Origin of the sequence: Fodinibius saliphilus (assembly GCF_005869845.1) — a bacterium.
GTDB lineage: Bacteria > Bacteroidota > Rhodothermia > Balneolales > Balneolaceae > Fodinibius > Fodinibius saliphilus.
Genome location: NZ_VAWF01000001.1, coordinates 671271 through 684541, shown reverse-complemented (window position 1 = coordinate 684541; position 13271 = coordinate 671271). Strand labels below are relative to the sequence as shown.

The 13271-nt window shown below is 39.4% G+C and carries 11 protein-coding genes; 6 read left to right on the top strand and 5 right to left on the bottom strand.

Features of this window, described 5'->3' with window-relative positions; genetic code table 11:
- Positions 1-13: 13 nt before the first annotated feature.
- Together FCN14_RS02775 and FCN14_RS02770 are read right to left on the bottom strand one after the other, a co-directional pair.
- Positions 14-736 carry an early set domain-containing protein gene (locus FCN14_RS02775; protein ID WP_138429566.1) on the bottom strand — a complete coding sequence of 241 codons (723 nt, stop codon included), beginning with the start codon at positions 734-736 and terminating at the stop codon, positions 14-16.
- A 5-nt stretch (positions 737-741) separates the two neighbouring features.
- Positions 742-1299 (bottom strand): RNA polymerase sigma factor, encoded by a 558-nt coding sequence (locus FCN14_RS02770; RefSeq protein ID WP_138429565.1) that lies wholly within the window; start codon positions 1297-1299, stop codon positions 742-744.
- A gap of 290 nt (positions 1300-1589) precedes the next feature.
- On the opposite strand from FCN14_RS02770, the gene FCN14_RS02765 reads away from it, so the two are divergent.
- The 3 genes from FCN14_RS02765 to FCN14_RS02755 all read left to right on the top strand — a co-directional run bounded on the left by FCN14_RS02765 (position 1590) and on the right by FCN14_RS02755 (position 4095).
- Entirely contained in the window at positions 1590-2879 is a 1290-nt protein-coding gene (locus tag FCN14_RS02765; protein ID WP_138429564.1) for a sigma-54 interaction domain-containing protein, read from the top strand.
- Entirely contained in the window at positions 2866-3384 is a 519-nt protein-coding gene (gene lptE / locus FCN14_RS02760) for an LPS assembly lipoprotein LptE (RefSeq protein WP_138429563.1), read from the top strand. Before FCN14_RS02765 ends, lptE begins: the two co-directional genes overlap by 14 nt.
- An 81-nt stretch (positions 3385-3465) precedes the next feature.
- Complete coding sequence (locus FCN14_RS02755; RefSeq protein ID WP_138429562.1) at positions 3466-4095, top strand: hypothetical protein; 630 nt, start codon at positions 3466-3468, stop codon at positions 4093-4095.
- A gap of 11 nt (positions 4096-4106) precedes the next feature.
- Here FCN14_RS02755 and FCN14_RS02750 read toward each other — a convergent pair whose 3' ends face one another.
- From FCN14_RS02750 to FCN14_RS02740, 3 genes are all read right to left on the bottom strand, one after another.
- Positions 4107-4748, bottom strand: coding sequence for an MBL fold metallo-hydrolase (locus FCN14_RS02750; protein ID WP_138429561.1), 642 nt, complete (start codon positions 4746-4748; stop codon positions 4107-4109).
- A gap of 78 nt (positions 4749-4826) precedes the next feature.
- Entirely contained in the window at positions 4827-5045 is a 219-nt protein-coding gene (rpmE, locus tag FCN14_RS02745; protein WP_138430688.1) for a 50S ribosomal protein L31, read from the bottom strand.
- Between the two features lie 80 nt (positions 5046-5125).
- Complete coding sequence (locus tag FCN14_RS02740; protein WP_138429560.1) at positions 5126-6625, bottom strand: sigma 54-interacting transcriptional regulator; 1500 nt, start codon at positions 6623-6625, stop codon at positions 5126-5128.
- A gap of 530 nt (positions 6626-7155) precedes the next feature.
- On the opposite strand from FCN14_RS02740, the gene FCN14_RS02735 reads away from it, so the two are divergent.
- The 3 genes from FCN14_RS02735 to FCN14_RS02725 all read left to right on the top strand — a co-directional run bounded on the left by FCN14_RS02735 (position 7156) and on the right by FCN14_RS02725 (position 13184).
- Positions 7156-10119 carry a SusC/RagA family TonB-linked outer membrane protein gene (locus FCN14_RS02735; protein WP_212747546.1) on the top strand — a complete coding sequence of 988 codons (2964 nt, stop codon included), beginning with the start codon at positions 7156-7158 and terminating at the stop codon, positions 10117-10119.
- Positions 10120-10144: 25 nt separating this feature from the next.
- A complete protein-coding gene (locus FCN14_RS02730) occupies positions 10145-12046 on the top strand; it encodes a RagB/SusD family nutrient uptake outer membrane protein (RefSeq protein ID WP_171032783.1) in 1902 nt (633 codons plus the stop codon).
- A 73-nt stretch (positions 12047-12119) separates the two neighbouring features.
- Positions 12120-13184, top strand: a complete 1065-nt coding sequence (locus tag FCN14_RS02725) for a SusE domain-containing protein (protein ID WP_212747545.1) — start codon at positions 12120-12122, stop codon at positions 13182-13184.
- Positions 13185-13271: the final 87 nt, after the last annotated feature.

The window sequence follows — 13271 nt, the reverse complement described above, 5'->3', positions numbered from 1 at the left end:
ATTATGAATGATCTCATATGTATATAACTGCATTTTTATTCCCGAAGCCATCATCGCGGTGTACGGGCGCAAGTGGATCAGTAACCCATTCTTCTCCATCTTTTATAAACATATAATTATGTTCGCCACGTCCCATTGATACAAGCCCTGTCCAAACGGTTTTACCATTAATAACTTTTTTTGATAGTTCTACCGGTTCCCAATTGCTGAAATCGCCAGCCACAGCCATAGATTGCGCCTCATCATCAAGGTACATAAAACGTAACATCACATCGTTTGTCCCCGAGGAAACTTGCTGTATTGAGGAATCTATTTTTTGTGTATTCTCAATTTCATCAGATAACATTGAACGTTTCTCTTGCAAAAATAGTAACGGATATGACAAAGAGATGAGAACTAGAAGTCCAAATACGAAACTGTATGCAGGTCGCCATTGTATTGGGCGTGGTTCCCAAAGTTGTTCTGTCCAGTTCTTTATTCTTTCGATTACCCCTGTCCGTTGAAAGCTTTCAGATTCTTCATTAATCTGATTCATTACATTATCAGTAAACCCTTTGGGGACTGTAGCTTCTTTCTTATCAAAAACACCGGCAGAAAAATTACTGGAAAGCATTTGTTCGAAACGTAACATAGATCGCATATCAGGGTCATCTGCAATCATATGCAATGCCTCTCTCTCTTTGTCATCAGAGAGTTCTCCATTTAAGTATTTTCGGAGTAAAGTATCTTTATCCATAATAATTAACCCCGTTTTTCAATATAGTTCTTAAGTTCTTTTTTAGCTCGGTAAACACGGACTTTAAGTGCACTAACAGATGCATCTAGCCTGTTTGACATCGCTTTATAGCTCATATCCTCATTATACTTCATCATAAAGGCCTCAGCATACTCAGTATTTATATTATCAAGTCCTTCTTGCAAGAGTGCTATCCATTGTTGACGTTCAACTTCTTTATCCGGCAACCCATCATCTCGCAGGCGGGAATTAAGATCCTGTTCATCCATCTCACTAAAATTGCTGTTATTCCTGCGAATATTTTTAGCATAGTCCCTACAATGATTTTTTGCCAGTGAATAGAGCCATGAAGAAAATTTTGAATCTCCTTTAAACGAACCCAGACGTTCATAAGCTTTCACAAAAATAGCTTGTGCCAACTCTTCTCTATCTGCTTCAGCATCAACAAAGTTGTTCACGATACTAAATACCATAGGTGCATACCGATCAACAAGCGTTCTATACTCACCGCTTTGTCCATTTTGTATTTGTTCAATTAACTGTCGTTCCTTTTGCTGCTTCATGCTACCCTGTTGTCTGATAGAACCATCAGAAGGAACCTAAATAAATAGATGCATTTAAGTTTAAAGTTCATCTTCTGAATGTATGACGATTAAAACCTAAAATAGTTACTTAACTTTAAAATTTTCTAATAAAATAGCATTTACTGATGACAGTATTTTAAATAATAAAATATATCAATATCTCAGCTGGTTATAATAATATCAGAATCTCTTTATGTATCTAGGAGTGGAATTCTTACCTTTAGAGTCAATAAACATTGAATGATTTAAGACAGATGTAGCATCTCTTTATGGATCGGGAAGCATTTCAGGAAAGGTTTGGACTTATTGGAGAATCGGCTGCTCTAAAGCAGGTTATAGACAAAGTTGTACAGGTAGCCGATACAGATATTACGGTACTACTGCAGGGTGAGAGTGGTGTAGGTAAAGATGTAACTGCCAAGGCAATTCACGAAATAAGCAATCGGAAACACAATAACATGGTCATTGTTAACTGTGGAGCCATTCCCGAAGGAATTATTGAAAGTGAGCTTTTTGGTCACGAAAAAGGAGCTTTTACAGGCGCACATGAAGCACGTAAAGGATATTTTGAAAAGGCCGACGGCGGCACCATCTTTCTTGATGAGATTGGAGATACCCCTGCCAATGTGCAGGTAAAACTCTTGCGAGTACTAGAATCCGGTGAATATTTTCGTGTAGGAACCAGTAAAGTTCGTACTACTGATGTCCGTGTTATTGCAGCCACGAATAAGGATCTTTGGCAGCTGGTACAGGAAGAAACTTTCCGGGAAGACCTATTTTATCGCTTAGATACCGTCAAAGTAAAACTACCTCCTCTTCGAGACCGTCCGGATGATATTATCCCAATATTTAGAAAATTTGTTACTGAATTTTCCGCAAAGTATGACTCCGTTTTCAAAGGATTTTCTGACGAAGCCAAAGAACTGTTGGTATCATACCGTTGGCCGGGCAATGTGCGTGAACTTCGAAATGTAGCTGAGCAGCTGGTCGTTCTCGAAAAATCCCAATTCATTGATACTGAAAAACTTCAGAAATACCTTAAGGGACGACAACATACCGGCTCTGCAGATAACCTACCTGTTTTAGCAGAACAAAATGATAGTAATAAAAACGGAGCTTTTGGTAATGATGATCAAAAATTGATTTATCGTGCTCTTGTAGAATTACAAAGTGATATCGGGGATTTGAAAAAAATGCTCGCGAACTTTTTATATTCTACTTTTTCACAAAAAAACATCAAAGCCCTGCCTCAAAATATACAGGATGAAGTAAATAATCCTGAAAATACCGGCATGGATATTGACATCGGTAATGCGGCGGAAGAAGATATTGGAGTTGAATCTTATGCTGAAGCCGATATTTCTGAGGAAGAAACAGAAGAAGATACCTTTTCTGAATTTTTCACCAGTGATGAAATTCCCTCTATAGAGAAGACAGAACAGTTCTTAATTGAACAAGCTCTTCGTAAATATGAAGGCAATCGCCGGAAAGCATCAGAAGCCCTTGGTATAAGTGAACGAACTCTTTATCGAAAGCTCGACCAATATGGACTGCAATAAATTACGAACTTTTGTACTGCTTTTTCTAATGTTTTTTGCAGTCTCAGGCTGTTTCAGGTATAGTTTTACGGGTACTTCCATTCCCGAAAATGTCAACTCTATTTATATCCCTTTTTTCGCTGACCAATCAAACAGTGGAGTCAGTAATTTAAGCGATATTCTTAATCAAGCTCTTATAGAACGTTTTATCAATCAAAGTCGGTTAACTCTCGCTAATTCACGGGGCAATGCTGATGCCGTACTTGAAGGTTCAATTCGAAGATATACCAACCAAGCGTTTAGTCTCAGTGGCAATCAACAAACAAGTCGTAACGAGGTTGAAATTTCTGTTCAGGCAACCTACAAATATACTGACAAAGAACAAGCTGAATGGAGCAGTTCTTTTAATGGATCAGCAACTTATGATACTAATGAAGACCCTATTGAGGGAGAAACGGATGCTGCCCGTGAAGCCTTAAGCCAAGTTGCTGATAATATGTTTAATGATGCTGTAAGCGGTTGGTGAATTTACTTTTTTATTGACTGCAAGTACTTTCAGTTTGTATAATAGCTTTAACGTTGCTCGGGAACCTTTTACCAAATATTAATGCCTCAATTACCTTTTGAAATACCCCAATCATTAGCCTCTTATGCCGAACATTTTGATAATGATCCTATAAAGGCAACCACCCGACTAAAAAAACAACTTCAAAAGAGAGGTCCCGATGCCGTAGGACATTTTTTGCTGGCATGGTTTTACCATCTGAAAGGATTGGACGAGCAAGCAATAGAAGAAGCCTTAAAGGCACGCATGTTTGCACCGGGGAGCCCTTTCTTCGAGAAACTCCATTATTACTTAAGTCATCCTAATACGTTTAAGGCTTGGACTCCTGAAGATCTCCCTAATAGCAGTTCTACGGATTCATCTACTCATGATCCCGGTCCGGTACTAGATCTTGATAACTTAATTCAAAAGTTATCAAGGGTAGAATCTAAACGTATTAAGCCGGGAAAGATGGAATCCGAACAATCATCCAAAAAAGAAGGGAGCTCAGATAATGTAGATGATATCGCATCCGAGACACTGGCCTCGATACACGAAAAACAAGGCAAATTTGACACAGCTATCAACACCTACAAGCGATTAAAAAAAAGGTACCAGGAAAAGGAAGACCAGTATAATAAAAAAATTCAACGCCTCCAGGAGCTTAAAAAAGAAAATAAAGAAAAAGAATAGTACCTAAAAAGTTAGCCTGCTGGCTTTACAAATGGATTAGCTTGTTTCTCATGACCTATTGTTGTCTCAGGACCGTGACCAGGATAAACTACAGTATCTTCGGGAAGTGGATATAACTTTTCACGAATAGATTGTTCAAGTACGTTAAAGTCTCCTTTATATAAGTCTGTTCGCCCAATACCTTCTTTAAAAAGGACATCACCGGCAATTAGCAGCCCCCCCTCTTTGCTATACAATGATACATGGTCCGGAGCATGGCCGGGCGTATAGAAAGTATCAAATACAAAGTTACCAATCTCCCAGCCTTTCTTTATAGGTAATGTTTTGGGATCAACAGAAAAGCCATCAACCCGGAACCCAAACCTTGAAGCCTGTGAAGGAAAGTTATCCCACAAATAACGATCTTTCTTACTCAAATACACCGGCACGTCGAAATCATCAAGTACTTTTTGAAGCCCCAATACATGATCAACATGTGCATGAGTAAGAACAACGCCCTGTAATGAGAGGCTCTCTTGCCCCATTTTGTTTTTTATTTTTTCATATTCTGCCTGTTCCATAAAGCCCGGATCAATAATAAGTGCTTGATCTGCTTTAGATAAGAGATATGTATTTTCGGCAAATGGTCCAACGGTTAAACAATGTAACTGCATAAAAATCTGTTGGTTTAAAAATAAAAAAAGGATGCATCTCAGTAAGAAATGCATCCTTAATTTCTTCAAAAGCAAAAATTAGTCGTCGCTGTTTCCGTAACGTTTCTTGAAACGATCGATACGACCAGCTTTTTTCTGGTAATTCATGTTACCTGTGTAAAAAGGATGGTTTTTTGAGTCAACCTCACTGCGATAGACACCGTCTTTGGTATCCATGGTGCTTCGAGTTTTGAACTCAGTACCATCACTTAACTTAACAGTAATTTCGTTATACTCCGGGTGAATTCCTTCTTTCATGGGATCAATAAATTTCTTTGTTGCCTTAAATTCAGTGGTAGAATATAAGGGTATATTCATCTACTTGCAATGCCAAATTATTAATCAAAATCATCTGTATTGTTCAGGTCATCCATTGACCCTAGCATACTACCCAACATGTCTGAATAGGATCGGTGATTATCCATCTCTTCTTTACCAAGCATCGAATGTTGATGTAATCCCTCAATAACAAAATCCATTAGCACTAGCTCTGTTTGTGCATGCTTTTCTGCCAAATGCCCTTTAACAAGTGATTGTAGGCCCGGAATCTCCTTTAATTTTTCTTCGTACTGGTTCTGGTTTTGCCGATCGGTAATATCAAGCGTATTACCAGCCGCGAACCAATCGAGTATTGGTTTGTATTCGCTATCCCTCTCCTTTTTCTTTTCAATTTCAGGATCCGGGAATAACTGCAGAAATATTTTTTTAATAGCTTTTCCTATAATATGTTTAGCGACATTGACGGTCCCCTCCTGTTCACCTTCATACACAAGTTCTAATTTGCCTGTCAGTGCCGGTATCATATGGTATATATCAGTAATGCGAATAACTGTCTGTTCTTCTCTATTGGTTAACGCTCGTCTTTCTGCTGCTGATATTAGCTGCTCCATCGCTGTAATAGTCATCCGCGTAGAAACTCCACTTTTCTGGTCAATATATTCCGAAGAGCGAGCTTCAAATGCTATGAGTTCGAGCAGTTTTTTAAAAGCAAGAGGAACGGTAACCTGTACATTACTACCACGTGAAGTCCAGGCTTCCTGTTCAGTAATTTGCATACCCACCTCCACTTTTTGTGGATAGTGTGTCAGGATTTGAGAATCAATTCGATCTTTCAGTGGTGTAATTATATTTCCCCTATTTGTATAGTCTTCCGGATTAGCTGAAAAAACCATTAACAGATCTAAAGGAATTCGAACATTAAAGCCCCTGATTTGTATATCTCGCTCTTGCATTATATTAAGGAGTGCAACCTGTATACGCGGTTGTAAATCGGGCAATTCATTGATCGCAAATATCCCCCTGTTCGTCCGGGGCACGAGCCCAAAGTTGATAACATTTTCATCTGCCAGCGTCATTTTTTGGGCCGCAGCTTTAATGGGATCGATATCTCCGATAAGATCAGAAACAGCTGTATCGGGAGTGGCTAATTTTTCTCCATAACGCTCACTGCGGTGAAGCCAGCTCACAGATGCCTCATCTTTCTCTTCATTGAGAAGTTCTTTGCCATGTTTGGAGACCGGATTATAAGGATCTTCATTCATTTCAGTATCCTTGAGAACAGGCAGGTACTCATCCAGTAATAAAAACAGTTGCCGTAATATCTTTGTCTTGGCCTGCCCCCGCAATCCCAATAGAATAATATCATGTTTTGATAGTAAAGCATGCTGCAAATGAGGAATGACTGTATTATCATATCCCTTAATATTAGGAAATAAGTCCTTTTGGTTTCTTATTTTTAAAATTAGGTTCCTTCGAATCTCTTCCTTTACGGAAACAGACTCCCATCCCGATTCTTTCAAAGCACCTACTGTGTTAATTGATCTATGGGCCTTTTCCATGAGTGCAAATCTATTTAAATGTATTGGAATTGAATAACTGATTCTACGAGTCAATAATTTCATTACTGCAACCTTTCAAGAATAGTTTTCAAATTATTTTCCTGTTTTTTTGCATTGGATTGCAAAACCACTCCTTGATTTTTGAAATAAGCCTTGAATTAAAGTCCAAAAATTGTTAGATATAGAACTGATGAAAGCGCTTACATTTATGAGGGGACTCATAAATAACTGAAAAACCTTTAACTCTGCTTCTTTAAGAAGCCGAAGTTTTTTTAACCAAATAATGTAAGCGCTTACATTTGTGGTAAGACTAGCTGAGCAGCAATTATGAATCCAAAATATGCAACAACACCTGAGGAAATTTTCAACGGGATTTACCGAATTTTCTTCGGTTCACTCAATGTTATTCAGTAAACAAAAAGTTAAAAACACTTAATAATAAGGTAATTAAAAGAACATCTACCCTATCAAAAAATTGGCAAGGTGTTTGCTCTACCATTTAAATACTAAACCTAATTCATATGATACCTTTGAAAAAGATACTAATTACGTCATGTCTCATACTGGGGTTGGCATTGCCCGGTTTGGCACAGATTACCGTTACAGGTACTGTGACTGATGCCGAAACGCAAGAGGCATTGCCTGGTGTGAATGTAACAGTAAATGGAATGGCTACCAGAGGTACGTCAACAGACCTCGACGGGAACTACTCCCTTAAAGTACCGTCAACCCAAGATACTCTGACCTTCTCTTTTGTTGGATATATCAAACAGGTAGTACCAGTAAGTGGACGTTCAACAATTAATATTCAACTTGCACCTGATGTGCAACAACTCCAAGATGTTGTTGTGATCGGATACGGAACGCAGGATAAGGATGATAACACGGGATCAGTTACCGCCGTTAGTGCTGAAGATTTTAATGAAGGAGCAATAACATCTCCCGAAGAGCTTTTCCAGGGTAAGGCCGCCGGTGTAACTGTTACATCCAATGATGGAGCTCCTGGTAGTGGTGCTACCATTCGTATTCGGGGTGGATCCTCCCTATCAGCTGATAACAACCCGCTATATGTAGTTGATGGAGTGCCTCTTGATGGTGGTAATGTGTCTGGAATGCGTAACCCATTAAACACCATCAATCCCAATGATATTGAATCCATCTCTATTTTAAAGGATGCTTCTGCAACAGCTATTTATGGCTCACGAGCTTCAAACGGGGTCGTGCTTATTACTACCAAAAGAGGTGTTGAGGGACAAGATTTTGAGATAAGCTATACCGGTAAAGCTTCTTATCATATGCAGTCTAATGAAGTGGACGTGCTTTCCGCTGATGAATTTCAAACTATTGTTGAACAACAACACGGGCAAACGGGCACCCAATTGCTTGGGGATGCTAATACTGACTGGCAGGATCAGATATATTCCAATTCCTTTAGCCAAGACCACAACCTAAGCCTGTCGGGCGCATATAAGAGTTTACCCTATCGCCTGTCTGTAGGTTTTTCCGGCAATTCCGGGCTTTTAGAAACATCAGATATGGACCGTTTTACAGGCTCCATTGCCGTAAACCCCACCTTTTTGGATGATGCGTTAAAAGTTGATCTGAACCTCAAAGGTATGCAGGTTAAAAATCGTTTTGCCAACCGTGGCGCTATTGGTTCAGCACTGACCTTTGATCCTACCCAACCGGTTACCGTCGATAATAATGCTTATGGAGATTATTTCACCTGGACAAACCAAAATGGTGATCCTATCCCAATTGCTCCGGCAAACCCTATGGCCTTGTTGAAACAAAATTTCAATGAATCTACGGTCTATAGATCAATAGGAAACATCAAAGTTGATTATGCTCTTCCTTTTGTAGATAACCTGAATGCAGTAGTTAAAGCAGGTTATGATTACTCAGATGTAGATGACGGACAAAATAATATAATTGCAGATGCAGCCTATGCATATCAAGGTCCAAATGGTGCCAACGGGCAACGTATTGATTATACTCAGAAAAAAGAAAATGAGTTGCTGGATTTCTACCTAAAGTATAACAAAGACTTGGAGTCCATTGATAGTAAACTAGATTTGACAGCTGGGTATTCCTGGGAGCACCACTATGAAGAAGGATCAACCTATGCAACCAACTATAACACAGCGGACACCCTGGTAGTGAACCAAGACACCGATTATAAAACGGAACATTACCTAGTATCATTCTTTGGCCGTGCTAACTATACTTTTAAGGATAAATACTTGCTGACGGCTACACTCCGGCAAGATGGCACTTCTCGTTTTTCAGAAGATAATCGCTGGGGCCTCTTCCCTTCTGCAGCACTCGCTTGGAAAATCCATGAAGAATCCTTTCTAGATGATGTCGAAGAGATAAATCAACTTAAGTTGCGCCTTGGTTATGGTGTTACCGGACAGCAACGAATTAATCAGGGTAACTACCCTTATCTGCCACAGTATACGTTTAGTGAACCTACTGCTCAATATCAGTTTGGAGATACATTCATCCAGACTCTACGCCCTGAAGGATACAACCAAAACCTAAAATGGGAAGAAACAACGACCTACAATATTGGATTGGACTACGGATTATTTGATGATCGATTGTTTGGTTCCATTGAAGCTTATTATAGGGAAACAAATGATCTGTTAAACGTAATACCAGTTCCAGCTGGAACAAACTTTACCAACCGGATCCTTTCAAATATAGGTTCCATGGAAGTTAAGGGGGTTGAGTTAAACATTACCGGACGAGTATTGTCTACCGAAGACACATACTTAGAAGTTGGCTTAAACGCTTCACGTAATGTTGATAAGATTACCAAACTCACCACCGTTAACTCAGAAGATTATATCGGTGTTGAAACAGGTGGCATTTCCGGAGGAGTTGGTAATACGGTTCAAATTCACAGCGTAGGACATCCACGAAGTTCATTCTATGTGTATGAGCAAGTTTATGATGAGAATGGAAATCCAATTGAGGGAGTCTACGTAGACCGAAATGAAGATGGTAAAATAACTGCGGAGGACAAATACCGCTATAAAAACCCCTCTCCTGACGTTACACTTGGACTGTCTTCACGGTTTGAATATAAAAACTGGGATGCATCATTCTCAGCCAGAGCCAATATTGGTAACTACATATACAACAATGTAGCATCTACCAATACAATGTACAGTTCAATGTATAACTCACAGGGATATCTTAGTAACGCTATTACTGATATCAAAGAATTACAGTTCAACAATGCACAGTTTCATTCAGATCATTACGTAGAAAATGCATCATTCTTGCGAATGGATAATATCTCTGTTGGCTATACCTTTGGTGATATTTTTGATCAAGTTCAGTCAATGAGAGTTTCTGCGACTGTCCAAAATGCTTTTGTCATATCCAATTACAGCGGACTTGACCCCGAGGTTTTCAATGGCATAGATAATAATATCTATCCCCGCCCTCGCACCTTCATTCTCGGACTAAGTCTGAATTTTTAATTGAAATTATTTAAACCAGAAGATTATGTTTAAACCAAATAAAATACTGGCGATCGTATTAATCGCTTTGATGACTGTTGCTATTACGTCATGTGTGGATGATCTAAATACTTCACCACTTGACGATGATGTAGTAACATCTGAGTCTGTGTATGAAAGTCCCAGTGATTACAAAAAGGTACTGGCCAAGCTCTATGCCGGCTTTGCCACCACGGGACAGCAAGGACCTGCAGGAAATGCTGATATTCAAGGCATTGATGAAGGGTTCTCAAGTTATGTACGCCAATTGTGGGTGCACCAAGAAATTCCAACCGACGAAGCCGTAGTAGCATGGCAAGATCCTGGTCTACCCTCATTTAATTTTCAAGAATGGACAGCCTCTAATGATTTTGTGATGGGACTTTACAGCAGAATCTATTACGAAATTTCATTGGCTAACGAATTTATTCGTAATGCCAAAGGCAACGAAAACACAGAAGTACAGGGTTATATGGCTGAGGCTCGATTCATTCGTGCACTGAGTTATTGGCACGCCCTCGATTTTTATGGAGGCGGCGTTCCCTTTGTTACCGAAGAAGACGGTGTAGGTGCTTACTTACCTGAACCCTCTTCTGCTGAAGAGCTCTTCAATTTTATTGAGAGTGAGCTTAAAGCAATAGAGTCTGAGTTACCTGCTCCCAAGCAAAATGAATATGCAAGAGCAGATCAAGCTGCCGTATGGACCTTACTCACCAAGTTATATCTGAATGCTGAGGTCTATACCGGAGAAGCTCACTACAATGAGGCCGTTACATATGCTGACAAAATTATTAATGATGGTAGTTATACCTTAGAGAATAATTATGGAGATCTCTTTAAAGCGGATAACCATACTGCCAATGGTATTATATTTCCCATTGCTTTTGATGGGGTAAATATTAAAACCTATGGCGGTACTACCTTTATTACGCATGCTGCAGTCGGTGGTAATATGAATCCCGCTGAATTTGGAATCGACGGAGGATGGTCTGGACATCGCGTTACCCCTGAATTTGCAAATAAACTTGAAAAAACAGGGCTTAAAACTAATAACCCGGATAACGATAATGAAATATTCGTGCCCGGTGGGTACCAATCATCGAGTGGTTATGGCTCTGATTGGACCCCAGAAGATTCTTCTCCCCTAGTTTCTGATAGCAATAATGATATTTATACTGGCTTAGTTTACTTCAAAAGTGCTGGTAATGAGTTCAAATTTGCTAGTGATAATTCTTGGTCACAAAATTGGGGAGATAATGAAGGTGATGGTACCTTGGAGGCAAATGGTGGTAACATTACAAATACTAGTTCCGGGTTGCATCATATTACTGTCAATTTAAATGACATGACCTACCAGGTAGAACATATCGACAACAGAAATACGTTATTTACTGATGGACAAGATAAAGAGATCACAAATGTAAAAACTGATATAAGTGACTTCTCTAAAGGCTATACCATTACTAAATGGAAAAATATTACCTCCACCGGACAAGCAGGTTCTGATGAAGAATTTGTAGATATCGATTATCCAATGTTCAGATTGGCTGATGTTTATCTTATGTATGCTGAAGCAACACTGAGAGGTGGAAGTGGAAGCGTAAGCAAAGCGCTTAACTTAGTTAATGATATCCGAGAAAGAGCGTTCGAGAATAGTTCTATGAACATTAGTTCTTCTGAATTAACACTAGACTTTATTCTGGATGAACGAGCGCGCGAGCTTTATTGGGAAGGTCACCGACGAACTGACCTAGTGCGGTATGATCTTTTTACTACAGGAGATTACGTATGGGCCGGCAAAGGCAAAGATGCTAACGGGACGGCGACAAATGATAATTTCCGTCTTTTCCCTATCCCTGCTTCTGACGTGAATTCCAATACAAACCTAACTCAGAATCCGGGTTACTAATCCAATTTAATTATAAAACTGTAGAATGATGAAAAAACTAACATTATTAGTTCTATCGATCTTTAGTATCGTTATGTTCAGCTCCTGTGATAAAGGTCAGTTGGGGCCGGTGGCAAACACTACTGATCCTGAGGCACCTTCTATCACTTCTCCGAGTTCGGGAGAGAGTTATACTTTAAGTCGTAACCAAGCTGATACGGCTACTGTTATGACTTTAAAATGGCTAAAACCTGATTATGGATTTACTTCTGCTCCTACTTATGATATACAACTTGATGTGGCCGGTAACAACTTCTCTGATGCCACAGAAGTTGCCAGTATTCAGGATACGGCTTACTCAATAGCAGTAGGCGATCTTAACAAGATGCTCTTGTCAAAAAATCTTGCAGGAGGGCAGGCTCATAGTATTGAGATTAGAGTATTAGCAACGATCAGTGACTCAGTTCAAACTACTGTCTCAAGTCCTGTAGCTTTATCGATTACTCCATTCCAAACAGACTTCCCTCCTATCTATATGATTGGAACTGCTGTTAGCGCTTGGGATCCGGGCCAGGCTGTTATAGTTCCAAGTACCGAACCTAATGTTTATTCGACATTAGCTGAATTTACGAATGGCGAAGCATTCCGTTTCTTTGGACAGGAAGACTGGGGACCCGATAGCTGGAATTATCCATATTTCTCAACGGTAGATAATTTATTTGTTAATGCCAACGATAATGACAGCAACTTCCAGTTTACTGGTCAAACCGGCTGGTATAAAGTTACAGTAAATATGGATGATAAGTCTGTATCCCTTGAAGCAGCTGATGAACCTATAATGTATATGACTGGCTCCGGCATTGGTGGCTGGAACGAGCCTGGTACCGGTGAAAGTGTTAAAATGACTTATGTGCAGGATGGAGTTTTTGAGGCAACTACTGAGTTTAATAAGGATGGTGCTTTTAGATTCTTTGCTCAAGCTGGATGGGGTCCTACAAGCTATAACTATCCTTATTTCTCAGATAATGATGGTACTATTGATGAACTCCTTATCAATGCTGAAGATGGTGATAAAAACTTCCAATTTACGGGTGAAACCAAGAACTACTATGTCAAAGTAAATATCAATGACTATATAGTTGAAATGGAAGCAAAATAGTAAATCCAATTCAGCTCGAATTCCTAACTTATTTAAAACCCACTCATCTCGGTGATGGGTGGGTTTTTTAATACCTAACCAATAATC